Source organism: Paenibacillus sp. FSL M7-1455 (genome assembly GCF_038004655.1).
In the GTDB taxonomy this organism is placed as follows: domain Bacteria; phylum Bacillota; class Bacilli; order Paenibacillales; family Paenibacillaceae; genus Paenibacillus_AQ; species Paenibacillus_AQ cookii.
The window spans coordinates 3,100,420-3,127,417 of record NZ_JBBORO010000001.1 but is presented as its reverse complement, the minus strand read 5'-3'; the positions used below and the strand labels follow the sequence as shown (position 1 = coordinate 3,127,417).

Below are 26,998 nucleotides of genomic sequence, written 5' to 3'. Positions count from 1 at the left end.
GGAACTCACGATGAGTAATGGCACACTGACTAGGAAGTTGGGCTTTTGGTCCGCTTTGGCCTTGGCCGTGGGAACGACGATCGGCTCCGGGATTTTCGTCTCGACGGGAGACGTGGCCAGAGCGGCGGGATTGCCCTCGATATCGATTCTGGCCTGGATTATCGGCGGCGTGATCGCCATCCCGCAGGTTATGGTGCTGGCGGAGCTGTCAACGGCCTATCCCGAAAATGGAAGCGGTTACGTTTATCTGAACAAGGCGGGCTGGCGACCGCTTGCCTTCCTCTACGGATGGGCGACGTTCTGGGCGCTTGACCCTCCGTCCATTTCGATCATGGCGCTGGCGATCGTCACGTATCTTGCAAGCTTCTTCCCGTTTTTTACGGGGATTGCCGGCAAATTGCTGGGAATCGCGATCATTCTGTTCATCACCTCCATTCATTACCGCAGCGTGAAAGAGGGGGGACGGTTTCAAGTCGTCATTACGCTGATCAAAATCATTCCGTTTCTGATCGTCATCGTTTTAGGCTTGATGTACATGAACTACGACCACTTTTCCTACACTCCCGCGCCCGGCTCCGCTAAGGGCAGCTTGATTGGCGGCATCTCAGCCACCACCTGGGCATACACAGGCATGGCGTCGATCTGCTTCATGGCGGGGGAAATCCGGAATCCGGGCAAAGTGCTGCCGAAAGCGCTGATTAGCTCGGTGCTGATTGTCCTGGGGTTATACACGCTGCTTTCGGTGTGCATCACGGGGCTCATGCCTTTTGACAAATTGCTGGGCTCCAGCGCCGCCGTGTCCGATGCCGTCGGCTATATTCCGGGGTTGGCCAACATTGCGTCCCCATTCGTGGCGGTTACGGCCATCATCGTCATTCTAGGTTCCTTAAGCTCTTGCATCATGTTCCAGCCCCGCCTGGAATATGCCATGGCCAAAGACGGGCTGTTCTTTCGGCGGTTTGCCAAGGTCCACCCCAAATATGAAACGCCGAGTTTTTCGATTTTGGCCCAGGTGACGTATGCTTGCATCCTCGTGTTTTTCAGCGACTTAACTTCGCTGCTCGGGTATTTTACGCTGATCCAGCTGGTCATCAACATTTTGGACTTTGCGGCCGTCTATAAATGCCGGAAGAGGGAGGATTATCAGCCGATCTACCGAATGCCTCTGTGGAGAGTGACGACGATTCTGGCCATTCTTGGAGCGGCGTGGCTCGCTTGGGGAACGTTTACTTGGGCTCCGCTCCAGGGGATGATCGCGGCATTGATCGTCATCGCCACCGGCCTGCCCGTCTATTATTATTGGGAAAAGAAATACGGCCGGAAAAGGGAACAAGACAACAACCCGCATATCGTGGCTTAACATTCCTTTCTTGCAAAAAATGATTGTCATAAAAGTATTATCTAGTTATAATACAAGACATAACAAATAAAGAATCGGAGCTGCACCTGCTCCAGTACAGGAGGATACGATCAATGTTTAATTTTGATGAAGAGCTATTCCTGAAACTCGTTGAAAAAGAAGGACTCGCTTATCGAAGCCAAATCGAGGAGATTGTGGACGGGATCTGCCGGAAAGGATACAGCAACATCTTCATGATCGGCGCCGGCGGCACGATCGCCATGATGTACCCTTACGAATATATCCTCAAATCCAGCTCGGCGATCGACGTGCATGCCGAAATCGCCGCCGAATTCGTCGTGATGAACAACAAGCATTTCAGCAAGGATTCGGTATGTATCTTCACCTCGGTATCGGGAACCACCAAAGAGACGATCGAGGCCATCGAATACTGCAAAGCGCGGGGAGCAACAACCTTTGCTTTGGTAGCCGAGCCGGATACCCCGATCACCAAGCTGGTGGACCACTGCATCACGACGGGATCGGAGAAACATTCCTTCGATACGTTTTTCATGCTTCTGTACATGGTCGTATTCCGGTTCATGCATAACCGTAACGAATTTCCTCAATACGAGCAGTTCACGAAGGAAGTCGCCCTGCTTCCGCGGGCCATTCTGGATGCCGTCAAAACGTTCGACAACAAGGCGGAGGCTTTTGCCATTGAGCATAAAGACACCGACTACCACATGATGGTCGGTTCCGGAAACCTGTGGGGAAACACGTATTCGTACGCCATGTGCGTGCTGGAAGAGATGCAGTGGATCAAGGCCAAATCGATTCATGCGGCCGAGTTCTTCCATGGTACGCTCGAGCTGGTGGTGGAAGATACCAGCGTCATCCTGCTGAAGGGCGAGGATGAAACCCGGCCGCTGACGGACCGCGTAGAGCGGTTTGCCGAAAAAGTCACGAAGCGATTGACGGTAATCGACACCAAAGACTTTGCGATGGAAGGCATCAGCGACGAGTTCCGGAAACATTTCGCCGTCAGCATCAACTGGGCGCTGCTCAGCCGGATCAGCGTCTACCTGGAACGCGAAAGAAACCATCCGCTGACGCTGAGAAGATACTACCGCAAAATGGAATATTAATACGGATCGGGAGTGCTGCGATGCCATCCGGCACTCCTTCTTTGAACACGGGGAAGGTGAGAGAAGATGCGAATCGTGACCGTCGGAGACAACTGCATGGACGTGTATCAATCGACAGGTGAGGCTTACCCGGGAGGAAACCCGGTGAACGTGGCGGTTTATTTGTCCGAGCTGGGCGCGGACACCGCCTATATCGGCTGGGTAGGAACCGACCGTTACGGGGAGATCATGGTCCGGGCGATTCAGGGGAAGGGCGTGGATACGTCAAGGGTTTGCGCAAAAGAAGGAACCACTGCGATCACCTACGTCGAAATGGCAGGCAACGAAAGAAAGCTGGGCGATTATGAGGAGGGCGTAATGGCCGGCTTCTGCCTCAGCCCGGAGGATCTTCGGTTTACGGAGTCGTTCCAGCTCGTCCATTCCGCCATTTGAGGCCATGCCGACAGTTATTTTCCTTATTTTAAAGAAAAGGGGCTCTTGACCTCTTTTGACTTTGCCGATAAGTTGGACCATGAACTCGTGACGACGCTTGCGCCTTATGTGGACTATCCGTTTTTGTCTTATACGCAGGATGACGAGCATATCCGGAATCTGATGAAGAAAATCAAGGCTGGGGGTTCCCGAATCGTCGTGGCTACCCTTGGCGAAAACGGCTCGCTGGCATACGACGGCGTTCGATTTTATAAGCACGGCATCGTCGAAGTGGAGGTCATCGATACGCTCGGGGCCGGGGATTCTTTTATCGCCGGGTTTATTTACGGGACTTTGAAAGGGCTTCCGGTCGAAAGATGCTTGGAGCAAGGGGCGCAAAGGGCCGCAAAAACCATCGGCTATTTTGCCGCATGGTGACTGGGCGGGACCATCAATGTATAATAGAGGGATAAGAAAAGATCATTGATGGATAAGGATGAATGTTCAATGAATTTAAATCCTTCAACCCCTCAGCCGCTCTATATGCAGATCCGGCAAATGTTGAAGAATGACATCCAGCACGGGCGCTACAAGCCGGATGAGCAAATCCCGACGGAAGCCGAGCTATGCGACATTTATAACGTGAGCCGGATTACGATCCGCAAGGCGATCGAGGAATTGGTGCGGGAAGGGGCCCTAACCCGGATTCCGCGGCGGGGGACCTTTGTGGCGTCCAACAAATTTCACAACGAGCTGCTGTCTGTAAGCGGATTCTCGGAGTTCAGCCACCAGCTTGGCATGATTCCGAATTCCCGCATTCTGCGGAGCAACGTCATCGAAGCGACCGAAGAAGTGGCCGGGCATCTTCGGATTGATGTCGGCAGCCCTGTCCTGGAGTTGGAGCGTCTCATGTATGTCAATGAGCGTCCGCTGTTCTACGATATCGCGCATTATTCGCTGACCCGCTTCCCCGATCTGGAGAAAAAAATCGCGATGAACGAGTCCACGTATAAAATTTTGGCCGAGGAATACGGAACGGAAATCGTAAGCAATGATAAAGAAATCGATGTCATCAGCGCGACGAAGGACTATGCCAGGCTGCTCGAATGCGATGTCGGGGCGAATTTGTTCCGGATTTTGAAAGTCGCCTTCGACGCGAAAGATGAGCCTGTGCATCTCTCCACGTTCATGTGCGAAACGAATCGGGTGACTTTGACGGTTCATCGGGCCAAGCAGGTGCATGAAGAGTCATAGATTTCAAGCAGGACCGCTTTGCATTGTCTGTCACATTAAGCGTTAAACCTTCCTTTAGCGGAGGTTTAACGCTTTTTTTTATGAGCAAATCACGCCGGCATGAGCCCAATTTAGGCGTTTGCAAGTCACATAGGCATTTATCCCGTCATATTATGTTGCTAAATCGGTACAGTAAAGGAGAATATGAATGTATCCATACCATTACGGTCCGTCCGGTTATGCGCCCCATGGTTACAACCCGTATGCTTACGGCGTCGTGAATGATCCCGGCGGTTATCCGACCGAAGCCTCCGATCCTGCAGTACGTCAGCAGGAATTGGGAGTCGAATGGCACGAGCAGGAAGGTCCTTGGAGAGGCATATGGCGCAGAAGGGGGAACAGCAATACGTTCGATGCTACCTGGACCATGCCGGGGGCTCAGGCCATCACGGCCGTGTTGACGATCCATATGTTTGGCAATTTCGTTTATGTCCTGCGGCAAAACAGCAGCGACGGGAATACCTGCGTGTACACCGGCACGCTTTCCGGGGACGGCCGAACGGTGAGCGGCAATTTTCGCTGCATCCGGGGTCAGGGCACTTGGACGGCAACCATCATTCATCGCGAGAGAGCCCGCCTGGGACGAATCTGGCATGAGCAGGAGGGCGGATGGAACGGCGTATGGACCCGCCGCGGGAACAGCAACGTTTTCGACGCCAGATGGACGATGCCCGGAGCTCAGGAAATCACGGCCGTGTTGACGATCAACATATACGGCAACAATGTCCAGGTTCTGCGGAGAAACAGCAGCGACGGAAACAACTGTGAATACACCGGTACCCTCTCCGGCGACGGCCGAACGGTAACTGGAACGTATCGTTGTACCCAAGGCGGAGGTTCCTGGAGAGCTACCATAACCTTTTAAACCCATGCAAGGTATGATGCCGAACGACGAATTGACGAATTGTTGGAAGAACAAAAAAATATTCTGCGTGCATTAGAAGCTTCCGACCGCCAATAGGCGGCATTTTTTTATTGGGGCCGGTCGAAACGAAAATCATCTTAGAAACATGGCATGTTGGTTAGAAAAAGGGCAGTGATCGGCGGAAGAACTGCGCTTTGGAGCATCCTCATCCCCATTTTGTAAGTGGGGTGACCTGCGACAAAAGAAGTGCCGTTCATTCACCAACGACACTTCTTTCAGGTAACCGCTGAAGTTTTAAGGTGTCAACGGATTGCAGCGGAATTCGCCCCAAAGTCGGTCGGCATCATGCCTTCGGCCCGCCATACCGTGCCTTTTCGTTCATATTCGAACAAGTTTTCGATGGCATTGGCGATTCGGGGACCTAACTCACGCTCGACCAAATACAGCGCCACGTCCAGTCCCGAGGTTACGCCTCCGCCGGTCACCAGCCGGGGGCCGTCTTCCACGACTCTGGCATTGACCGGAATTGCGCCAGCGGCTTTTAACGCAGCCATGCCCATTTGATTCGTAACGGCATGTCTATCCTTTAACAAACCGTCCATGGCAAGCAGCAAAGAACCACCGCATACCGTAGCTACGGTCACATTCTTATTATCCAAAGCCTGTTTTATCAAACGCGTCAAGTCTGTATTTTTGGCCTGCCGTAATATCATCGGGACGGCATCTTCCGAATTTCCCGCCGGCTTGCCCGAAGCCCCGGGCACCACGATGATTCCCGGACGATTCGGATTTAAGGCGGCCTGAGCTTCCAGGGCGGGCCCCTTCAGGCCGCTCGGTACGGAACGTTTGCCTTCCGCCGACACCAATTCGACAGACACCTTTCCTTCGGCGAACATGCCCGCGGCCGCAAATACTTCATACGGCCCCAACGCGTCCATGAGGTCAAACCCATCGTACAATACGATCTGCACATGAAGGCTATTGGCCTTGGAAGCTTCTTTTTTGTCTGCCGATGCAGCGCTTGCTGCAGGAGCCAATAAACTTATGACCAGCGAAATGGCCATGAGCAATCCTAAAATTTTTTTCATGGAATACTTATCCTTTCTCGCTGATGCGGCTTTAAGATCGGAGCCTTTTTAGCGTTTGGAGTATTTTATACAAGGAACACCTGCAATTCATCTAACAGGCGGGCAGGCAGCCTTATTTACGAGGCGATGGCAGCATCTCCGGTCCGCCCGATCCTTCGAACGATGATTTCAGGAATAATCAGCAGCAGTACGATGGAGACGTAGATGCTAATGGTATAGCTGGTGACGTACGTCATTCCGAATCCCCGGTGGAAAAGGGAAGTGATGAGATGGATGAACAGGTTCGTAAAACAAAAGGCATAACTTCGGATCATCCAGTTCCGGTGGCGGTCGATCCGTTTCTTTTTGATTTGCGCAAGCGCCGTGATGCTGATGAGCAGCCAGATGATATTCAGCGCATTGAACGCCATGCCGCTTAATTTGCCGCCGGTGGCGTATGGAGCCATGTATCCGGAAGTCAGCACGACAATGAGCACGGATAGAAAATAAACGTAGCCGTTGACGCGATGGAATCGGCGGCTTTTTTCGAACATGCGATTCGAAAAATTAAGCAGGCCCGCCGCCATGGCGATGCAGGCAAACGCGACATGGACGTACATCACGTTCAACCAAGCGGGGAGATTCAGCTCCCGTTTCAGTCCGGTTTTATGGCTTAAAAATGCCTCGGCTCCGGGATCGATGATATAGTTTTGCGTCAGGGCGTAAAGGATAAATAAGATGCTTGCACAGGCAAGAAGCGTGTATAGCGCTTTTCGTTTCATCATGTCATGCCAAACCTCCGCGGCTTTTATTTTTGTTGCCGATGCCGCTTTCCGTCAGGAAATCCGCATGCCGGTCAATTTCGACGCCGGCAGCATGCCGGCCTTGGCGCTTCCGACCATTTGGTCCCCGTCGGCGGCAACCTCGAATTTCAAATGGAGGCGCATCGGTTTCGTGATCCGCAGCATCCAGGTAAGCATGTTGTCCTCGAGAACGGGATTGATAAACTCAACCGTTTCATTTCCCTGAGTCGCTTTGCCGCGTATCGTCCCATGTCGGGTCGATATGGACAGCCTGACTTGCATTTTTCCGACCGGCGTGGCGATCACCGTATCCCAATCCCCGTCGAAATCGGAGGCTCGCGCGATAAGGCGATCCGGGCTCGGGCGTTCATGTACCTCGGGAGCTTCATCCGATGCGCTGCTCGGTTCGGTTCCCGTCAAGGCGTCCTGACGGCCTAGCGCCATTCCGGTCTCTCTCCATACCGTTCCTCTTCGTTCATATTCAAACAGCCGTTCTACGGCGTGCGCGATGCGCGGCCCAAGCTCACGCTCGACCAAATAAAGAGATACGTCAAGTCCTGAGGTGACGCCCCCTCCGGTAACCAGATTGCCGTGGTCCACGACACGTGCCGGAACGGGTACAGCGCCGGTCGCTCCGAGCAATTCCATGCCCAGATGATGCGTGACGGCCGGTCTGTCCTCCAGCAATCCCCCCATGGCGAGCAACAGAGAACCGCCGCATACCGTAGCGACAATGACGCCTTGTTGCCCAAGCGCCCGGGCCACCAAATCGATGACTGATGTATGTACCGCCCGCCCCAGAATCGCCGGGATCGAATCGGGACCGTCACCCTCGATTTCTCCGGACGCGCCGGGCACAAGGATGATTCCGGATTGCTCCGGATCCAGCGTGCCGCTTGCCTCGATGTTCAACCCGTTTATGCCGCTGGTCACGGATCTTGGTCCTTCGGCGGTGACGAATTGTACGCTTACCGCGTTTTTGGCATGCAATGAAGTTGCGCTGAAAACCTCGAATGGCGCAATGGCATCCAGCAGGTCGAAGCCGTCAAACAGCACGATTTGAACGTTCAGCATTTGCCAAACCTCCTAAACTTTATTTTTTTGCCAGAAGATCTTTCAGCCTGCGATATTCGTTTTCGTCCAGTTCGCCTTTCGCCATCCGGCTTTTTAGAATCGAAGCGAATTCGGGATCCTTTGTTCCCTGAACCTTGTACCGCTGCCTGATAGCATAGATTCGAACGGCAACAAAACTAAAAAGCGTCAGAAAAAATAATGCGCCAAACGGGAAAAACGAAAAATGGCCGTTGTCCAAGCCCATTTGAAAACCTCCTTCATCCGGTATTGTGTCGCGGCGAGCGCGGTTTAGGTTCCACCCTGGCCGTGCTTTGCATGATGTATCATAACAAACGAATATCTCAAATCAGGCCGTAAAAAGATCACAAAACAATCAACATGGCATCGCAACCTTCGAAAGGGTTGAGCGGGTTTGGACATATGCAGAATATGATGAGGAATGATGGATTCAAAATAGGGGACTTGCGCTTTTGCCACCATTCGAATATTATAGATATTAGATATCCATAATAATGATAATGGTTAGAGAGGAGGTGCAAACCATGCAGTTCTCCAAAAGTACGGATTATGCGCTGCACGCCTTGCTTCATTTGGCTCTCGCGAAGATTCCTCATAACGGCAACGGCCACAAAGGCCATAACGTCGGGATCAAGGAATTATCCGCCACGCTTGGCGTTTCGGAAAGCTACTTATCCAAAATCATGTCCAAGCTGAGACAGGATGGGATCGTACGTGCCGTACCGGGAGTGAACGGCGGTTATGAGCTTGCGCGGCAGGCGGATCAGATTACTTTTCTGGACGTGATACAAGTGATTGAAGGAAGACAGGGCATGTTCGAATGCTCGACTTCCGAATCGCGGCAGCATATATTGTTGGCAGAAGAGGGGACTGCATCGACAGAGCAGGAAGGCCCGGGGAAAAACGGATGTTTGATCGAGAAAGTGATGTTCGGCGCGGAACGCCAGCTTCACCAGTATTTGCGGGAACATACGATCCAAACGGTGCTGAACGAGGCTTTGGAGCGTTGCAATCCGGAAGCAAACAAGAAGTGATACACTTCTTGCGCTTTAATTATGGACATTATAGATCTATGGAGGTATAAAAAGATGATGATGAGAAAACAACTTTTGGATGCGGTAATTATCGGCGGGGGACCGGCCGGGCTGAATGCAGCCCTTATGCTTGGGCGGGCGAGGAAGCATGTTGCGGTGATCGATGAAGGCAAACCCCGTAACTCGGTTACCCGCGAGACCCACGGATTTCTTACCCGCGACGGCGTCAGCCCTTTTGAATTTCGGCGTATTGCGAAAGAAGAACTTGGCGCCTATCCTTCGGTCACTATCGTGGAGGATACGGCCGTATCAGTTGCGGGCGAGGATGGGAATTTTCAAATCAAAACGGCCCAAGGAAACCTGTATGCGAGCAAAAAGCTGCTGTTTGCCGTCGGAATGAAGGATCGGCCGCTCGACATTCCCGGGCTGGCTGAGGTTTACGGGAAAAGCGCGTTTGTATGCCCGTATTGCGATGGTTGGGAATTAAGGGACGAGCCGCTCGTGGTTATCGTAAAAGGGGCGGATCTGATGCACTTCGCACCGCTAATTTCCGGATGGACGAATCGTTTTACGGTCTGCACGAACGGCCCCGCCGGGCTGACGGACGATCAGCGGGAAGAACTCCGGCGGCATCAAGTGCCTTTGTTCGAATCGCCGATCCTTAACATTGAATCCAACGAGGGGATCGTGCGACAAGTGGTTCTGGAAGACGGCACGTCCATTCCTTGCAGGGGGATCTTTTTTAAGCCGGAGCTGACGACGGGCTCGGACTTGCCGCAAGCGATCGGTTGCCGCTTAACGGAGGATGGGATGGTCGTCGTCGACGATTTTGGAAAAACGACCGTTCCGGGCGTCTATTCCGCCGGAGATGCGGCGTCGCGGCTGCATCAGGCCGTTGCGGCCGCAGCTAAAGGGGCGTTTACCGCGGCGGCGCTCAACAATGAACTGAACCTGGAGGCCTGGAGACAAGACGGCTAACGATTTGACCGCAGCAGGGTCACCGGATATTCGTTGACACCCCTAATAAAAATTGGTATTGTAATTTCATTAAATGATATTGAGAATCAATATTAATTAAAGGGGCCTGGAAATGAATAAAAAGTTATTTTTGACCGTCGTTTTTATGTTGTCCGTCATCTTGCTCGGCGCTTGCGGGAACAACGCCTCTAAACATCCCTCGAGCGCCGGCCCGATCGCGAACGAACCGGCATCAGCCGCGGCCGGGTCTGCGGCGAGCACGGAAAGAGTCACGTATCAATCCGAGCTGGGCCCGGTCGACGTGCCGGCCAATCCGCGGCGGATCGTCGCTCTGACGAACGCGCCGAACGTGCTTTCCCTCGGGGGAACGCTCGTCGGCGTAGATGAATGGACGGAGAAAAATCCGCTGTTCACCGGGAAGCTCAAAGGGGTTGAGGTCGTCTCCGACGGCAATCTGGAGAAGATCATCGAGCTGAATCCGGATTTGATCATTGCCGACGCCAGCAGCAAAAATATCAAAAAGCTGGAACAAATCGCGCCTACCGTCGCCTATACGTGGGGAAAAAGGGACTATTTGGCGCAGCAGATTGAAATCGGGAAGCTGCTGAGCAAGGAGCAGGAGGCGAAAGCTTGGGTGGAGGACTTTTCGAAACGGGCTAAAGCAATCGGAGAAGAAATTAAGAAGAAGATCGGCGAAAACGCGACCGTATCGGTGTTCGAGACCGACTCGAAAAACTTCTACGTGTTCGGCAACGCCTGGGCGCGCGGAACCGAGCTGCTGTATCAGGCGATGGGGCTGAACATGCCGGAGAAGGTCAAAGCGGATGCGCTTGGCCCCGGATACTATACGCTCTCCCCGGAAGTGCTTAGCGATTATGCCGGGGATTACATCGTTCTCAGCAGAAGCGCGGCGGGAGACAACTCGTTTATGCAAACGAACACCTGGAGGAATATCCCGGCCGTCAAAAACAAGCATGTGATCGAAATCGACACAGAGGCTTCGTCTTACAGCGATCCGACGACGCTTGAACATCTGCTGGACATCTTCAAAGAAGGTTTCTTAAAATAAGCCGTCCTCTCATGAACGGGCAAATTACGAAAAGCTTCACACCGGAAGAAGGCCGCATCACGGAAAGAAAATCAGAGGTGTACGTTCAGCCTGTTGAAAAATTTCAACAGGCTTTTTTATGATTCAGGAATAATTTATACGAATCAGAAACGTTTCGCAACTTCCTTAGCAAGTGCAATCGCTTTTTCTTTTACGAATGGTGCCTGCTCCGATACTGCCGTTCCTTCCACAAAAATAGCCTCTGATTCAATCCCGTAAAACCGCAGAATCTTGCTCAGATAGCTGAATCCCATTTCAATCGGAGCAAGAGGACCTTCCGAATAAACGGAACCGCTGGCTTGAATGTGCAAGGCTTTCTTGCCGGGCAACAGTCCTACAGGACCATTTTCGGTATATTTGAAAGTCTTGCCCGGAATCGAGGTCGCATCCGTGTATGCTTTCAACACCGGCGGGACCGAAAAATTCCACATCGGGGAGACATAAACGTACTTATCGGCTGCCATGAATTGATGAAGAATTTCTTCAAGACGAGCTACTTTTGATTCCTCCGTTTCGGACAACTGATCGAATGACGAACCCGACCGAAGCTTTCCCCACCCCCTTAAAACATCGGCATCGATCTGCGGAATATTTTCTTTATACAGATCCAAATGAACGACTTCATCTGCCGGATTTGCTTTACGGTATGCTTCAATAAATTCCGCGCCCACCGCGAGGCTATACGACTCTTCGGGATGCAGGGGGTGCGCTGTGATGTACAATACGGTTGCCATGGTTCAAACTTCCCTTCTGTTATTAAATGAAATTTCACTTCCAATGCTGATCATATAATATATACTTACTTATGGTAAGTAGGCACAATAATGTGGTATAGTATCAAAAAAGGTACTGAAAAGGAGGCGAACGTATGCCAAAGAACCCTGCCCAATGCCAATTCGTCGTAGCCTTGGATTCGATCGTCGGCAAATGGAAGCCGATGATCCTCTATCATTTGCTTCAGGGCCAACCGTTGCGGTTCAATGAGCTAAGAAGATTGCTGCCCGATATCACGCAAAGGATGCTTACGCTCCATCTGCGCGAATTGGAGGAGGAAGAGATCGTTAAACGGGTCGTTTATCCGCAAATACCGCCGAAAGTGGAGTACTCCATCACGGAATACGGCAAAAGCCTGTCTCCGATTTTGGAAGCCTTGCATCAATGGGGATTGGCCCATGTCCAGCGAAAACAGCTCCATAAGGGGAACAATGAACAAACGGAAACGGACTAGCGTTCAACAAGATTGCTTGTCCGTTTTTTTGATGATTCAGGGGGAAAGCAAGCAGCTTAACCAGCATGTATAGACATACCGTCATGCAGTATTTAAAATGGCATAAGCAGTACCTTAAGGGTGTATCAGCAGGATTTTGATTTTTTTGAGAGAGCAGCATGTCCTTATTTTTTCGCGGAGAGGAGCAGGATGAGAACGTACACTTTAGTCGGACCCCAATTATACATCGGAGAATAGGTGGATTTTACTACATATGAAAAACCGCGTTTTTCAAATCGTGATCGTCGTAGTCCTGGTGCTGATCGGCCTTTTTGTCATGAACAGGTCCGTGATCCGCCTGTCGACGCTGATCGGCATTTTATGGCCGCTTTCCATTATAGGCATCGGCTTCATCATTTTTATGGAAAACCGTTCGCCGCAAAGCACGCTGGCATGGTTTTTGATCCTGGCATTTCTTCCGGCGGTAGGGGTGCTGTTGTATTTGCTTTTTGGCAGAAGCCGCTGGAGACGGAAAAAACATTTGCACCGGGCGGAAGAACAGAGAAAGCTGTTCCGGGAGATTTTGGCGGGCAGGCGTTTGAATTTGGCCCCGTTGTCTTTGTTAAGCGAGAGGTCGGAATATGTCATCAAGGTCATTGAAAGGTTCGGCGGCGGCCCGGCAGCAACGGAAACCGAAACCAGGCTGCTGACCGACGGCGACGAAACCTTTTCGGAAATTTTGCAAGCCATCGAAAAGGCCGCGCATCATATCCATATCCAGTATTATATTTATCGTTCGGACCGCATCGGTACCGCTATTCGGGACGCGCTGATCCGCAAAGCCGAATCGGGCGTGATCGTACGTTTTCTTTTTGACGGATTGGGCAGCAACGGGTTGCGTAAACGCTTTTTGCAGCCGATGAAAGATGCCGGCATCGAGGTCGTCGAGTTTGATCCTATTTTTTCGCCTTGGCTTCTTGAAACGGTCAATTACCGTAACCACCGCAAAATCGTCATCGTTGACGGCGTTGTCGGTTTTACCGGAGGGCTGAACGTCGGCGACGAATATCTCGGCCGTTCCAAAAAATTCCCGGTCTGGCGCGACAGCCACTTGAAAATCGAAGGAAAGGCGCTCTATAAACTGCAGGCCATTTTCCTGGAAGACTGGCTGTACGCAACCAGCGGCCAAAACCATTACTCCTGGGACGCTTACATGAACAGGTCGTATTTTCCGGATCAGGGGGTCCCGGCGAATGGGGCCGTTCAGATCGTCGCCAGCGGCCCAAGCTCGGAGGATACAAGCATTCGCAACGCGCTGTTGGCCATCATGGCGTCGGCAAAAAAATCGATTTGGATCGCCACGCCATATTTTATACCGGATCAGGAAACATTAACATTGCTGCGGTTGTCCGCGGCGGCAGGCATCGATGTACGTATTTTGTACCCGGGAAAAAGCGACAGCGTGATCAGCGACCAGGCATCCCAATCCTACTTTACGCCCCTCCTTAAGGCGGGAGCCTCTATATATCATTACAAAGACGGCTTTATGCATGCCAAAATCGTGCTGGTGGATGACGAAATCGCATCGATCGGCACGGCCAACATGGATATCCGCAGCTTTGAGCTGAATTACGAGCTTGCCGCGGTGCTCTACGAATCCGAAACCGTGTTGGACATCAAACGCGATTTTGAGCAGGATTTCAAGGACTCCGTCCGCATCGCTTGGGACTCCTTCCAGAAACGAGGCATTCCGAAACGTATTTCGGAATCGCTGATGAGGCTTATTTCGCCTCTGCTCTAAGCGTCGGCCAAAAACAGGCGTGAACCATGGCTACGGCCAAAAAAAACAGGATGCAGCCGTTGTAAGCGATGCCATGGATTCAATTTGCCCGTTTTCGCGCTTCAATATGATTCTTTGCCTCTTTACAGTAAGTATCCGCCGGGAGTATGATTTCATTCGTAAATGAACTTGTGATCCTGAATTGTCATTTTCCTTGATCGCTGAATTCTGTATTCAGAAGCGGGGGAACCAACGGGAGGAAGGGAACTTCGTCCCAGGGGTGAATCACTTGATTATGTTCGCAGGTCGAGTGTAGGGATACTTTCAATCCCGAATCCGTCAGCTAACCTCGTAGGCGTTATGAAAGAAGGATTTGTCGTGCGCTTTTGAAAGCCGCGGGAAAGCCCAACTTTCCTGTGGCTTTTTTTGGTGTGCCCAAATGGGCCAAAAGGGGAAACAATAAGGATACTTTCATGGAACTTCAACTTGAACAGTGGCGGTGAATGACACGATGGCAGCGTTAAAAAGGCTCCTCATTGGACGTCCTCTAAAATCTGCGGAATTGGGAGAACAAAAGCTCAACAAAAAGAAGGCACTTGCGATACTTTCCTCGGACGCGTTATCCTCCGTCGCCTACGGTCCCGAGCAGATCCTGCTGGTGCTGATCACGGTCGGCGCATCGGCTTTCTGGTATTCGATTCCGATAGGAATCGGGGTCCTTATTTTATTATCGGCATTGATTCTCTCGTATCGCCAAATCATTTTCGCTTATCCGCATGGCGGGGGAGCATACGTCGTATCCAAGCAAAATTTGGGGATATACCCTGGATTGGTGGCCGGCGGCTCGCTGTTGGTCGATTACATTTTGACCGTGGCGGTGAGCGTCTCGGCGGGAACGGACGCCATCACGTCGGCGTTTCCCGTGCTGCATGAGCATACGGTGGCGATCGCAGTCACGTTTGTTATCCTCATTACGCTCCTGAATCTGAGAGGCGTCACCGAGTCGGCTTCCATCTTGGCGTATCCGGTGTACTTATTCGCGCTGGCGATGTTCATTTTGATCGCCGTCGGGCTGTACCATATCGCGACCGGCCAGGTTTCGCCTAACCTGCATACGCCAGTCGGCACGCCGGTGGCAGGGATCAGCTTGTTTCTGCTGCTGAAAGCTTTTGCATCGGGCAGCTCGGCGCTGACCGGCGTCGAGGCGATATCCAACGCGATACCGAATTTCAAAGATCCGGCCCCTAAAAATGCAGCCAAAACGTTAATGGCCATGGGCATTCTGCTGGCCCTGCTTTTTTCGGGTATCGTGTTCCTGGCTTATTATTTGGGGATCTCCCCAAATGGGCAGGAAACGGTCGTATCGCAAATCGCCAAGGAAACCTTCGGGCGCAATTTCATGTATTTTATCATTCAAGGAACCACCGCGCTGATCTTGATCTTGGCGGCGAATACGGGGTATTCCGCATTTCCGCTGCTGGCGGTGAATCTTGCCAAAGACCGGTTCATTCCCAGAATGTTTACCGTAAGGGGCGACCGCCTCGGATATTCCAACGGCATCATCATTCTTGGGCTGCTGTCGATCGTGCTGATCATTGCCTTCCACGGGCAAACGGAGCATTTGATTCCGCTGTATGCGGTAGGAGTCTTTATTCCTTTTACGTTGTCGCAGACGGGGATGATCGTAAAATGGGTGCGGGAAAAACCCGCAGGCTGGGTAACGAAACTTATCATCAATGCGATCGGCGCGCTCATCAGCTTCACCGTATCGCTCATGTTTTTCGTGACCAAGTTCCCGCAAATATGGCCGGTGTTGATATTTTTGCCCTTGATCGTGTATTTGTTCCACAGAATCAAGAAGCATTATGAAGCGGTGGGCGAGCAGCTTCGCTTGTCGACCTGCGAACCGGCGGTTCCGATCGAAGGAAACGTCGTCATCCTTCCGGTGTCCGGCATCACGCACGTGGTCGAACATTCGTTGAATTATGCGCAATCCTTGTCGGCGGACCCGGCGGAGGGCTTGCGCTGGCCATGCGCCATTTCTGGCAAAAACATCCCGCCGGTATGGAGGCGCACGGCCTTGCGGGTGACGAGGCGCAGCTGACGGCTTGGTTCTGGTCGCCGGAAGCGCCGGCCATGGACATGCGCCATTACGATACCGAAACGCATGTCGAATCATCCTATGAAGGCGCGGAGGAGATGCGCGCAACCCCCTACGGCGTCGGCAACACAAGCGAGCTGACGATCTGGTGCCGCGAAGCAACCCCAAGCCCGCCGGAACTGCAAGCTTACGCGGAATATAACGACTCTCCTCCACAGCTTGCGTGCGAGCCGGCTTATTTGCGGCAGCAGGGCGCATTCGGGATTTGGAGCCTGCCGGATCGGGAAACGCCTGCCAAAGCGCATCTTGAAGACCAATTGGACGGCATTGTCGCCTTCTACCAAAGAGAGGTCGAGCAGCGGCGCTGGTACGGCTTCTGGGATTACGGCGATTTCATGCACAGCTACGATCCGGCGCGCCATGCGTGGAATTACGACCTCGGCGGCTGCGCATGGCAAAATACCGAATTGGCCCCGAACATGTGGCTGTGGCTGATGTTTTTGCGTACGGGACGGGAGGATATTTTCCGGATGGCGGAAGCGATGACGCGTCATACGAGCGAGGTCGACGTGTACCACTTCGGCGAATACGCCGGGCTCGGTTCGCGTCATAACGTCGTCCATTGGGGCTGCGGCTGCAAGGAAGCACGGATCGGCATGGCCGGCCTGCACCGTTATTATTATTATTTGACGGGGGACGAAAGAATCGGCGACATGATGGACGAAGCAAAGGATGCCGACTATACGACCGTCCACATCGATCCGATGCGGGCCTATTTCCCGAAAGACGAACATCCGACCCATATCCGGGTCGGCCCGGACTGGGCCGCATTCAGCTCGAACTGGATGACCCGCTGGGAACGGAAAGAAGACGCCTGCTATCGCGACAAGCTGTTAACGGGCATTCAGTGCCTTAAGCAGGCGAATTTCGGCCTGATTTCCGGCCCTACTTACGGCTATGACCCGAAAACGGGCGTGCTGGCTTCCATGGGCGACGATAATTGGGGGCGCCATTTGGCTTTGTGCATGGGCGCGCCGCAGGTATGGTTCGAGTTGTCCGGCATGCTGAAGGATCAAGAGTGGGATGAAATGATGGCCGATTTCGGCGTTTTTTATAACCTTTCCCAGGCAGAGAAGGATCAAATCACGGGCGGGACCATCAGCACGAAACAGTTTGAGCATCCGGTGCTGACGCTCGCGATCGTCGCATTCGGGGCTTGGTACCGAAAGGATCGGCGGACGGCCGATTTTGCCTGGTCGACGCTGCTGAACCACCCGTTTGCCACCGTCGACCTGGAAAGGGACGCCGCTACCGTGACGTATGTCGACGAGGTGCAGGAATTGGAGTGGATGAACACGAATGAGGCGTCGCAGTGGTCGTTGAATACGATCATCAGTTTGGCGCTCATCCCGGACGCTTTGCCTGAGCATGCCTGTTCATCACGGGAAAAAGCCAATGCGTGACCGGGGACGGCCGACAGGCAGCCCCGCCGCGAAGGAAAGGAGGAAGTCGATGGGAACAGGGCAACCGCAACTTCCCGATGCAAAGGGAGTGCAAACGGCCAAAAGCACTCTCATCCCCGAAGTTTGGGACGTGATATATGTTAACCCGCTTGCCGAGCCGGAACATATCGCCGGTTTTCGGATGGAAGGCGAGGCTGCCGTTACGTTTCCCTTGGGCCGGATGCGGCTCGAAAGCGTCCGCGACGAGTCGGAGGGACAACGCGCCAATTTCGTGTTGTGGTGCCCGGAGGATTTTCCGGCCGACGTTGCCGTGTCATGGGAGTTTTGGCCGGTGCGCGAGCCGGGACTGGCGATCATGTTTTTTAGCGCAAACGGCACGGACGGCCGGGATTTGTTCGATCCTTCGATCAAGCCGCGTACGGGCGAATACGACCAGTATCATCACGGCGAAATCAACGCCTTCCATGTCTCCTATTTCCGGAGGAAATGGGCGGAGGAGCGGAAATTCCACTCGTGCAATTTGCGCAAAAGCTACGGTTTTCACCTGGTCGCGCAAGGCGCAGACCCGATTCCGGGCGTCATGGATGCGGCCGGGCCCTACCGAATGCTGATCGTAAAAAACGGACCCTGCATTACGTTTGCCGTTAACGACCTTCCGGTTTTTTCGTGGAAGGACGACGGCGAAACGTACGGACCTCCGCTTGCAGGCGGCAAGCTCGGTTTCCGCCAGATGGCGCCTTTGATCGGCGAATACGCGAATGTCGCCGTATATGCCGAAAAACGGGAAGGATAGGGAACTATAGCCGGTAATCATCAGAAGAGGCTGTACGTGAACATCGCGCCAATGATGTTTCGCGACATCCTCTTTTTTTGCATTTCGAACAATTCTCCCACAACCCTCGGATGTTGAAGTATAATCGATTAAATTGAGCAAGCGCGCCGCGTGCGTCGAAAGGGGAAGAGGACCATGCGGCATAAAGAAGGTAAAAAGGGGGAGTTGCCAATGAAAACATTGCCGACCATTTCGTTAGAAAGACTCGTATTGCGGCCTTTTATTTTAGATGATGCCCCGGTGGTCCAACAATTGGCGGGGGATCCGTATGTGGCCGAAACGACTTTATATATTCCGCATCCATATGAGGACGGCGTCGCCGAAAAATGGATCGGTACGCATGCGGACAATTTCAACGGGGACCGATCGCTTGAATTGGCCATTGTACATAAGGAAAAAGACGAGTTAATCGGCGCCATATGCATAGGATACAATAACAAATTCAATCATGGGGAACTATCCTATTGGATCGGAAAAGAATACAAAAACAAAGGATACTGCACGGAAGCAGCAAAAGGAATCGTCGACTATGCATTCAAACCACTGAAATTAAACCGCATATTTGCCCGACACTTGGGGAAAAACCCTGCATCGGGAAAGGTGATGGAGAAATTGGGAATGAAATACGAAGGAACGTTAAGGCAGCACGTGTTAAAAAACGGCGAATATGACGATCTGGTTTATTATGGTCTTTTAAAAGATGAATGGCGGAACAGGCGAGGATTTGACCGGAACGGTGAACGCGCTGCCTCAAGTTATACGGAAACTTAGGAGCCAAAGATTCAAGTTGGCGACGATTCCGAGTTACTGGATGTCCCCGCGAAGTGAGCAGCAGGCGGAGCTTACCTCGCAATATATGACAGAACATAGATGCATGACAAGCTGCGATTCTCGCGGCTTTTTTTGATGCTCTCGTTTTCTTATCCGGCTGCATGTCCCATAAAACGCTGCAAACCGAGCAATGGAGCGGCTTTAAAAAGCAGATGCGTTCCGAGCATAAAGAAATTAAAGATATGGAACTCCAAATGTCGCCCACGCAAATTGAAATCAACTATTACCTCGATCGCAAGCCGGACGTCGAAGAGGATCAGGAGCTTTTTATGAAGGCGAAAGCACTAGCTCTTTCATCCGATTTCCAACGGACGGTAATCGAAGAGTCGTACTTCAAACACTATTCCAAGGACGAACGAAGGTATCCCGATATCATAATCCGCTTCTTCGGCACGAAAAAAGACGTCATCCAGTTTGAGTATTTCGCTTCATATTATGGGCCTGGCTTTGAGGGCGCGAAAGATCGGCCGATCGACGCCTACAAGACATGGTTCTTTAATGATTTCAAAACCAAAAGCGTACCCGTTGAGCCATGATTTTTTGACTTGAACGTGAACGTGAACTTGAAACCCGATTTCATGCAAGAAGGCCATCCTGAATAGGGTGGCCTTCGAATGGCTTGTTCTAATATTTTTTGCCATAAAAAACGGCAAACTCCAGATTTTTGTACATACAGTCCACATCGCCGAATCCGGCTTCTTTCAACCACTGGATTTGTTCCTCCGCCGTAGCGTTAATGTCGAGCTTCCTTCTTTCTATAGAGGCTTCAATCGCTTGCCGGGGAAGACCGCTTGCGTTAACGGATGCCAGCCATCGCTCTTTGTAATAGGCATCCGTCTGAGGGGTGCTGCCGCGCACTTGATCGGCATTCACGAATATCCCTCCCGGACGGAGGGCTTTGAACAAGGCGGAAAATAGCTTCCGTTTTTCTTCGTGAACCAGATGGTGAATAGACAGGGAGGAAATAATCACATCGTACGAATCCGTAAAATCGTAGTTAGAGTAGTCGGCGGCAACATATTGAACATCGGCCGATGGACCGAATCTTTGTCGTGCGCCTTCGAGCATTTTGTCGCTGAAATCGATGAGAGTCAGCTTGGCTTCAGGATACTTTTGAAGGACGAGGCCGGCGAACAGTCCGGTACCTGCGCCCAAATCCAATATCCGGGGACTGCGTTCGTCCGGCTCGACCAAAGACACGGCCATGCCGTAAAAGTCGTCAAAGCAAGGAATCAATTGCCGCCTCTGCCAATCGTAATCGTCCGCCCCGGAATCAAACAGCTTTTTTACGTTCGGATCCATCGTTAGTTCCCCCTTAAAGCAATGTTTACCGTTATTGTATCAGTCCAAGATCTTATTGCACAAATATATAATTCAAATAGGAATAATAGATGAAACCTATAAGAGGCGAACTAGTTCACCGCAAATGCACGCCCGATCCATCATCAGGGTCCGTGAAAGATTTTGATTCTTCCGGGCTCTGTTTTTTTGTTATCACGATCCCATGGGCCTGTTTGCCATGGCTTGAATCCTGTTTTTTTGCGGGAAAAGGATAGCAGATCATGCTTAAGTACCTAGCAAAAACACAACCACGGTAAGTCGAGAGGCCGATTTGGATCATGTTATGATTTTTTTGAGAACTGTAACGGTTTAGACAAGACACGACGGACCTCTCACAACACGACTTAAGCTCGCAGACATAAAGGAAAGGACTGGGGACCGATGAACCAAGTGAAATACGCCAATATGCTGAACATGACGGAGCTTGCGACGCCGGAAAATAGATTGTTTCCGTTCGATATCCTGCGCCGGCTTCGAAACGAAACGCCCGTGCGTTATGACGGCAGCCGCGGCTGCTGGGATATTTTCCGTTACGACGATGTGCAGCGCATATTAAAGGATTCGAAAACCTTCTCCTCCGAAAGAGGGGCAGGAGCCGGCGGCTCCATCCTGTTCATGGATCCTCCGAAACACAAGCAAATGCGCGATCTGGTCAGCAAAGCATTTACGCCAAAAGCGATTCAGGAGCTGATGCCCCGCATCCAGTCCATCGCCGAGCATTTGTTGGATGCGGTACCGGAGAACGCCATGGACGTGACGCGTGATTTTGCCACGCCGCTTCCGGTCATCGTCATAGCGGAGCTGCTGGGTGCGCCGAAAGAAGACCGGGAGCTATTCAAGCACTGGTCCGACGTTCTGGTGGAGAGCGCCGACGATTTGTCCGATGAAGCTTTCCGGCGGATTACCGATAAGCGGATGAAAGCGATGGGGGAGCTGTACGACTATTTCAAGGGGATTATGGCGCAGCGGGCCATCGAGCCGCAGGACGATCTGATCACGGCGCTTATGAATGCGGAGATCGCAGGGGAGAAACTCACGGAAAAGGAGATCGTAAGCTTCTGCGTGCTGCTCCTGGCAGCCGGAAACGAGACGACGACCAATTTGATGACCAATGGCGTTCGCGTGCTTACCGAAATTCCGGAGCTTCAGGAAGAGCTGTATCAGGCGCCGGAGCTTATTCCGGCGTTTATTGAAGAGGTGCTGCGCTATTACCCGCCGATCGTTGCGATCGGACGCATTGCGAAGGATACGGTGCAAATCGGGGACCGGACCATTGAAAAGGGCGCGCAGGTCATCTCCTGGGTGGGGGCCGCCAACCGCGACGAATCCCGGTTTGACGACCCGGACGCTTTCCGTCTGGACCGCAAGCCGAATCCGCATATGACGTTTGGGTTCGGCATTCATTTCTGCCTGGGGGCGCCCCTTGCCAGATTGGAAGGGAAAATAGCGTTCCAAGCGCTGCTCGATCGATTCAAAAATCTTAGGAGAGAACCAGGCGGCACCATGCAGCCGATTCAGAGCTCTTTTGTATTCGGCGTCAAAAACTACCCGATGACCATGGACCGCAGATAAGGTTAGGGTATATCCTGTTATTCATGACAGTCCTGTTCCCGGGCTCCGGGGCAGGGCTGTCGTTTTTATATGCAAAAGTGACCCGAATGCAAGGCAAATCAAAAAACGGTTGCCGCATGGAAGAAAAAATAAAACGTTTGGAGGTTAGGCAAACGCGCTCAAAGCAGCGGCCGGGGGATGACACCATGTTAAGATTCGACCGGACGCTGCTGAAGCCGGAAGGAGGAACCATATATTTGACGAGCAGCTTCTACTCGGAGCGTAGGGAGCTTTGGCTGAATTTTCACTATGCGAGTTTCCAGCCGGATCATGAAGTGGAGATTGCCATTGATCCCAAGGACGGCACGCTGGTGCATTCTCCGGATTCCGGGATTTCATTAAAACATGCCGCGAAGGAATACTCAGACCGGGATCTGCGTTTGCTGCTGTTGTACGGTTCGCAAACATCGGTGCAAGGGGGATATTATATGCGGTTTTCTTTTTTTTAATCGAAGCATCGGTCCGAATAAGGCCGCTTGTACTTCCAGCTCATGCCCATGCCGGATAGATGCGGGCGTTTCAAGGCTGCTACGATTTATGATAGAATAGTAAAAGCAGCCTGTACATAAGCATCAGGATCACAGGCATCCGTTTACTGCGAAGGTTCCGCGAACAGCATTTGCAGGAAAGAACGGGTGCTTTTTTCATAGGCTCAGCCGGGATGATCATTTCGTTTTACTGAACGTATAAGGAGTTGAACGCCCGTGGAAAGGCAAGTCCAGGAATTATGGCACGAGGTCCTGTCTATGATTCAGAAGAAGATCAGCAAACCCAGTTTCGATACTTGGCTGAAGTCCACGAAGGCTGTAAGCCTGCAGGATAATATCCTGGTCATCGGCACGCCGAATACCTTTACGCAGGAATGGCTGGAGAACCGATATGCCAAGCTTATATCCGACGCCGTTCGTGAATGCCTGCAGGTCCGGCCCGAGCTTCACATCGTTACGCAGGATGAACTGGCCGCCGCTTCGGAGCAGGCTTCCTCCCAGTCCATGGTCGCGATCGAAGAGCCTCCTCCGCTTGAACAATCCTATGCGGCAGCTTTGAATCCGAAATATACGTTCGACACGTTCGTCGTCGGTCTCGGCAACCGCTTTGCCCATGCGGCGGCGCTGGCGGTGGCGGAGGCTCCGGGCAAGGCGTACAACCCGCTTTTCCTCTACGGCGGCGTCGGACTGGGCAAAACCCATTTGATGCACGCCATCGGCCATCATGTGCTGGAGCACAATCCGCAGGCCAAAGTGCTGTACCTCTCTTCCGAGAAATTCACCAATCAATTTATTCATGCCATCATGAACAACCGCGGAGAAGCCTTCCGCAACAAATACCGCAACATCGACGTCCTTCTGATCGACGATATCCAGTTTATCGCCGGCAAGGAGCAGACGCAGGAGGAGTTTTTTCATACCTTCAATGCCTTGAAGGAAATGGGGAAGGCGATTATTATATCCAGCGACCGCCAGCCCAAGGAGATCCCCACGCTGGAGGAACGCCTGCGGTCCCGTTTTGAGTGGGGACTGATCACGGACATTCAGCCGCCGGATTTGGAAACCCGGATCGCCATCCTGCGCAAAAAAGCCAAAGCGGAACATCTCGACATCCCGAATGAAGCGATGGTATATATCGCGAGCCATATCCATACGAACGTTCGTGAGCTCGAAGGGGCCCTGATCCGCGTCATCGCCTATTCTTCGTTGATCAATCAGGATATTACCGTGCATATGACGGCCGAAGCCTTAAAAAATATCATCCCCTCATCCCGGCCCCAAACCATTTCCATCCAGGACATTCAGGAGCAAGTAGGGAGCTACTACGGACTTAAACCGGATGATTTCAAAGCGCGAAAACGTACAAAAGCCATCGCTTTTCCCAGACAAATCGCCATGTACCTTTCGAGGGAGCTCACGGACCATTCGCTGCCCAAGATCGGCGAAGCCTTCGGCGGGCGGGATCATACCACGGTCATTCATGCCCATGAAAAAATCGCTTCCGTCATCCGCAAGGACGAGGAAATTCAGCAAACCGTCGCCAAGCTGGCCGAGCACATTAAGAGCCGGGTACAGCCGCGGGTATAAATCGTTTTACGTTTGGGCAGGGAACATCGATATTCCGACTTGCTTTCGGATCAAACGGCGATTAAAATGAATGGAAATATTAGGGTGAGATTGGCATCCAGAAGGAATGACGACACCGTGATGGAAAAAGGTGAAGAAAATTGAAAAAAGTCGATTTCGGCAATAGGGAATGCATCATTTTCGTCGGAATCCAAGCTTCCGGGAAGTCGACTTTCTATAAAGAAAATTTTTTTAAAACCCATGTACGGATTAACCTCGATATGTTAAAAACAAGACATCGGGAGCAAATTTTTGTTGACGCTTCGATCCAGGCCAAACAACCGTTTGTCGTCGATAATACCAATCCGACAAGAATCGATAGGCAAAAATATATCGAGGTCGCCAAGAAACATCGATTCAAGGTCATAGGATACTACTTCGTGCCGGATTATGAGCTATCGCTCGAAAGAAACGAAACCAGGCAGGGAAAAGAACGGGTTGCCGACATCGGAATCAAAAGCACGCTGAAGAAATTGGAGACGCCTTCATATCATGAAGGGTTCGATGAGCTCTTTTGGGTTAGGTCGCAAGATGGGCAATTCGTGGTGGAAGAGGTGTGAAGGGGCTGTCCAGAAAGTCAGTGAAAACTGACTTCTGGTCCGCCCATTTTCGTTGAATGCAAAAAATAACACAAAAAAACCGTCTGATCTTGTAAAATGAAAGTTACCAGACAACCATTTTACAGAAGGACGGTTTTTATGCGTAATCAAATGACTACTACAGAACAGTATACCATGCAAATGATACTTCCTCTAGGGGATTTGGAAGAAAAAGCAGTTTCCAAGCGAAGCCTTGCCCCTGCCTTCAAACCCTATGACAACAGACAGGCTCAGATGATTCTTGATCTGGAGATGCGTATCCCTACCCACCATGTGGCGCGTGTGATTGATGAAATGATTGAAGCCATCCCGGATGAGCAATTGTTTGCTCATTACACAGGCGGAGGCCGCAGTTCCTACCATCCCAAAATGATGCTCAAAGTCATCCTTTACGGTTACTCGCAAAAGGTCTACTCTTGTCGCGGGATTGAAAAGCTACTGCAAGAAAACCTCCCGGCTATGTGGCTGGCAGCGATGCAGCAACCCGACTTCCGCACCTTGAACGACTTCCGTGGCGTGCGCATGAAGGCATTTATGGACGAGCTGTTTGAAACGATGATCCGAAAGCTTATCGCAGACAATTACATCACGATGGAGAACTACTTTTTAGACGGCACGAAGATCGAAGCTGATGCTAACAAGTATTCTTTTGTGTGGAAAAAATCCACCCTTCACTTTGAAGAGAAGCTCAAGGAAAAGGTGCAGGCGGCCCTTGCGCATATTCATACGCTCACGCAGCAAGAAGCTGGCGGATACGCGGCGGCAGAACCGGACGAACTCCCTGCAAGACTCGAAAAAGCAGCCGCCATACTGGAAGAAAAGGTGGAGGATTTCACCGAACAAATCGCTCAGGCAAACGACAGCGAAGAACGGAAAGCCTTACGCAAAGAGCGCAGTGCCTTGAAGAAGCCACTGAAACAAATTCGGGAGGACTTTCTTCCTCGGCTCGCCAAGTATGAGCAGCAGAAGGCGTGCTTTGGCGATCGCAATAGCTACTCCAAAACAGATCCGGACGCCACGTTTATGCGTATGAAGGAAGACCACATGAAGAATGGTCAGCTGAAACCGGGTTACAATGTGCAAATGGCGACAGAAAACCAGTTCGTGTTATTTTACAGTATCCACCAGCGCCCCACCGATACGCGCTCTTTCATCCCGCATATGAAGCGATTGGCCGCGTCTTCTTTGCCGATGCCCCAAACGGTGATTGCTGATGCAGGCTATGGTAGCGAAGAGAACTATTTGTATGCGATGGGCGAAGAAAAAGAGTCCCGTTTTGATTTTCTCATTCCTTACGGCAGTTATATGAAAGAGAAAACGCGTCGCTACAAGAAGGACATTCGGCATGCCTCGAACTGGATGTATGAAGAGCGCGATGACCGATTTGTTTGCCCGAATGGCCGGTATGTTCGCTTTAAGAAATACCAAACGAAAAAAAATGCTTCCGGCTTGGAACAAAGCTTTAAGATATATGAATGTGAAGATTGCAGTGATTGTCCATTCAAGGCAAGCTGCACCAAGGCCAAGGGGAACCGCCAGGTACACTGGAATACGATCTGGGAAGAACTAAAAGCAAAGGCCAAAAAAGCCCTTGAGGATGACGAGAAATCCGCGATCTATGCTCGGCGTAAAGTCGAGGTAGAAAGCGTATTCGGTCACATCAAGGGCAATCGGTCGTTCCGGCGGTTCTCCTTGCGAGGGCTGGAGAAGGTTCACACCGAGTTTGGGATTGTGGCTTTGGCCCACAATCTACTGAAGGTGGCAGGCATCCGCCTCGCTACTTTCCTGCAAAAGCGACAGAACAAAAAAAGTTGGACGGAAAACATGACGTTTTTCCGACCAACTTTTTATTTTGGGGACTTATTGGACAGCCCCTTTCTTGTTCCTCCTGCGCCGGTTTGCGAAGGTTCTCGGTGAGATTCCGGAGGATCCGATTGGAGTGGGTCACGTAATCCAGCACGGTCTGCAGCTCTTCCCGGCT

General features: G+C 51.8%; 23 protein-coding genes, 3 pseudogenes and 1 riboswitch. Of the genes and pseudogenes, 20 read left to right on the top strand and 6 right to left on the bottom strand.

Translation table 11 applies throughout. The features are described 5' to 3' along the window. Positions 1-10: 10 nt before the first annotated feature. The 5 genes and pseudogenes from NYE48_RS14450 (at position 11) to NYE48_RS14430 (ending at position 5,056) form a co-directional block, all read left to right on the top strand. The gene (locus NYE48_RS14450; RefSeq protein ID WP_212951261.1) at positions 11-1,360 is read left to right on the top strand and encodes an amino acid permease; all 1,350 of its coding nucleotides are present in this window, start codon (positions 11-13) and stop codon (positions 1,358-1,360) included. 113 nt (positions 1,361-1,473) lie between these two features. Next, complete coding sequence (locus NYE48_RS14445) at positions 1,474-2,487, top strand: SIS domain-containing protein (protein WP_340999155.1); 1,014 nt, start codon at positions 1,474-1,476, stop codon at positions 2,485-2,487. A gap of 66 nt (positions 2,488-2,553) precedes the next feature. Next, a pseudogene (gene frlD, locus NYE48_RS14440) lies at positions 2,554-3,336 on the top strand (fructoselysine 6-kinase). Positions 3,337-3,405: 69 nt separating this feature from the next. Continuing rightward, entirely contained in the window at positions 3,406-4,152 is a 747-nt protein-coding gene (locus tag NYE48_RS14435; RefSeq protein ID WP_212951266.1) for a GntR family transcriptional regulator, read from the top strand. Positions 4,153-4,339: 187 nt separating this feature from the next. Next, positions 4,340-5,056 carry a hypothetical protein gene (locus NYE48_RS14430; RefSeq protein WP_212951268.1) on the top strand — a complete coding sequence of 239 codons (717 nt, stop codon included), beginning with the start codon at positions 4,340-4,342 and terminating at the stop codon, positions 5,054-5,056. A 302-nt stretch (positions 5,057-5,358) separates the two neighbouring features. Here NYE48_RS14430 and NYE48_RS14425 read toward each other — a convergent pair whose 3' ends face one another. The 4 genes from NYE48_RS14425 to NYE48_RS14410 all read right to left on the bottom strand — a co-directional run bounded on the left by NYE48_RS14425 (position 5,359) and on the right by NYE48_RS14410 (position 8,244). Continuing rightward, a complete protein-coding gene (locus NYE48_RS14425) occupies positions 5,359-6,144 on the bottom strand; it encodes a DJ-1/PfpI family protein (protein WP_340999154.1) in 786 nt (261 codons plus the stop codon). Between the two features lie 116 nt (positions 6,145-6,260). Further along, a complete protein-coding gene (locus NYE48_RS14420) occupies positions 6,261-6,908 on the bottom strand; it encodes a DUF2306 domain-containing protein (RefSeq protein WP_212951272.1) in 648 nt (215 codons plus the stop codon). 51 nt (positions 6,909-6,959) lie between these two features. Next, the gene (locus tag NYE48_RS14415; protein WP_340999153.1) at positions 6,960-8,000 is read right to left on the bottom strand and encodes a DJ-1/PfpI family protein; all 1,041 of its coding nucleotides are present in this window, start codon (positions 7,998-8,000) and stop codon (positions 6,960-6,962) included. Between the two features lie 19 nt (positions 8,001-8,019). Then, positions 8,020-8,244: a hypothetical protein gene (locus tag NYE48_RS14410; RefSeq protein WP_340999152.1), complete on the bottom strand. Its 225-nt coding sequence runs from the start codon at positions 8,242-8,244 to the stop codon at positions 8,020-8,022. 298 nt (positions 8,245-8,542) lie between these two features. Between NYE48_RS14410 and NYE48_RS14405 the strand changes: the two genes are divergently transcribed. From NYE48_RS14405 to NYE48_RS14395, 3 genes are all read left to right on the top strand, one after another. Next, on the top strand, positions 8,543-9,052 hold the full coding sequence (locus NYE48_RS14405; RefSeq protein WP_340999151.1) for an RrF2 family transcriptional regulator: 510 nt from the start codon (positions 8,543-8,545) through the stop codon (positions 9,050-9,052). 60 nt (positions 9,053-9,112) lie between these two features. Then, the gene (locus tag NYE48_RS14400; RefSeq protein WP_341000662.1) at positions 9,113-10,030 is read left to right on the top strand and encodes an NAD(P)/FAD-dependent oxidoreductase; all 918 of its coding nucleotides are present in this window, start codon (positions 9,113-9,115) and stop codon (positions 10,028-10,030) included. A 112-nt stretch (positions 10,031-10,142) separates the two neighbouring features. Next, complete coding sequence (locus NYE48_RS14395) at positions 10,143-11,099, top strand: iron-hydroxamate ABC transporter substrate-binding protein (protein ID WP_340999150.1); 957 nt, start codon at positions 10,143-10,145, stop codon at positions 11,097-11,099. A 143-nt stretch (positions 11,100-11,242) separates the two neighbouring features. Here the strand turns inward: NYE48_RS14395 and NYE48_RS14390 are convergent, their stop codons facing one another. Then, entirely contained in the window at positions 11,243-11,872 is a 630-nt protein-coding gene (locus tag NYE48_RS14390) for an NAD(P)H-dependent oxidoreductase (protein ID WP_340999149.1), read from the bottom strand. 134 nt (positions 11,873-12,006) lie between these two features. Between NYE48_RS14390 and NYE48_RS14385 the strand changes: the two genes are divergently transcribed. The 7 genes and pseudogenes from NYE48_RS14385 to NYE48_RS14355 all read left to right on the top strand — a co-directional run bounded on the left by NYE48_RS14385 (position 12,007) and on the right by NYE48_RS14355 (position 19,888). Beyond that, positions 12,007-12,366 (top strand): winged helix-turn-helix transcriptional regulator, encoded by a 360-nt coding sequence (locus tag NYE48_RS14385; RefSeq protein ID WP_036713278.1) that lies wholly within the window; start codon positions 12,007-12,009, stop codon positions 12,364-12,366. A gap of 253 nt (positions 12,367-12,619) precedes the next feature. Beyond that, positions 12,620-14,146 (top strand): cardiolipin synthase, encoded by a 1,527-nt coding sequence (locus tag NYE48_RS14380; protein WP_340999148.1) that lies wholly within the window; start codon positions 12,620-12,622, stop codon positions 14,144-14,146. 188 nt (positions 14,147-14,334) lie between these two features. After that, a riboswitch (cyclic di-AMP (ydaO/yuaA leader) is annotated at positions 14,335-14,497 on the top strand. Positions 14,498-14,636: 139 nt separating this feature from the next. Beyond that, positions 14,637-16,133: pseudogene (locus NYE48_RS14375) on the top strand (APC family permease); the annotation flags it as partial. After that, positions 16,124-17,689, top strand: a pseudogene (locus tag NYE48_RS14370) (exo-rhamnogalacturonan lyase family protein); the annotation flags it as partial. The pseudogenes NYE48_RS14375 and NYE48_RS14370, both read left to right, overlap by 10 nt. A 49-nt stretch (positions 17,690-17,738) precedes the next feature. Beyond that, complete coding sequence (locus tag NYE48_RS14365; protein WP_340999147.1) at positions 17,739-18,482, top strand: DUF1961 family protein; 744 nt, start codon at positions 17,739-17,741, stop codon at positions 18,480-18,482. A 210-nt stretch (positions 18,483-18,692) separates the two neighbouring features. Next, the gene (locus tag NYE48_RS14360) at positions 18,693-19,292 is read left to right on the top strand and encodes a GNAT family N-acetyltransferase (protein ID WP_340999146.1); all 600 of its coding nucleotides are present in this window, start codon (positions 18,693-18,695) and stop codon (positions 19,290-19,292) included. Between the two features lie 212 nt (positions 19,293-19,504). Continuing rightward, on the top strand, positions 19,505-19,888 hold the full coding sequence (locus NYE48_RS14355; protein ID WP_340999145.1) for a hypothetical protein: 384 nt from the start codon (positions 19,505-19,507) through the stop codon (positions 19,886-19,888). Positions 19,889-19,976: 88 nt separating this feature from the next. Here the strand turns inward: NYE48_RS14355 and NYE48_RS14350 are convergent, their stop codons facing one another. Further along, a complete protein-coding gene (locus NYE48_RS14350) occupies positions 19,977-20,654 on the bottom strand; it encodes a class I SAM-dependent methyltransferase (RefSeq protein ID WP_340999144.1) in 678 nt (225 codons plus the stop codon). Positions 20,655-21,074: 420 nt separating this feature from the next. On the opposite strand from NYE48_RS14350, the gene NYE48_RS14345 reads away from it, so the two are divergent. The 5 genes from NYE48_RS14345 to NYE48_RS14325 all read left to right on the top strand — a co-directional run bounded on the left by NYE48_RS14345 (position 21,075) and on the right by NYE48_RS14325 (position 26,934). Further along, positions 21,075-22,265 carry a cytochrome P450 gene (locus tag NYE48_RS14345; protein WP_340999143.1) on the top strand — a complete coding sequence of 397 codons (1,191 nt, stop codon included), beginning with the start codon at positions 21,075-21,077 and terminating at the stop codon, positions 22,263-22,265. A 185-nt stretch (positions 22,266-22,450) separates the two neighbouring features. Beyond that, positions 22,451-22,753: a hypothetical protein gene (locus tag NYE48_RS14340; RefSeq protein WP_340999142.1), complete on the top strand. Its 303-nt coding sequence runs from the start codon at positions 22,451-22,453 to the stop codon at positions 22,751-22,753. A 297-nt stretch (positions 22,754-23,050) separates the two neighbouring features. After that, a complete protein-coding gene (gene dnaA / locus NYE48_RS14335; protein ID WP_246537060.1) occupies positions 23,051-24,379 on the top strand; it encodes a chromosomal replication initiator protein DnaA in 1,329 nt (442 codons plus the stop codon). Positions 24,380-24,519: 140 nt separating this feature from the next. Continuing rightward, complete coding sequence (locus NYE48_RS14330) at positions 24,520-24,978, top strand: AAA family ATPase (protein WP_340999141.1); 459 nt, start codon at positions 24,520-24,522, stop codon at positions 24,976-24,978. Positions 24,979-25,116: 138 nt separating this feature from the next. Continuing rightward, positions 25,117-26,934: an IS1182 family transposase gene (locus tag NYE48_RS14325; protein WP_340999140.1), complete on the top strand. Its 1,818-nt coding sequence runs from the start codon at positions 25,117-25,119 to the stop codon at positions 26,932-26,934. Positions 26,935-26,998: the final 64 nt, after the last annotated feature.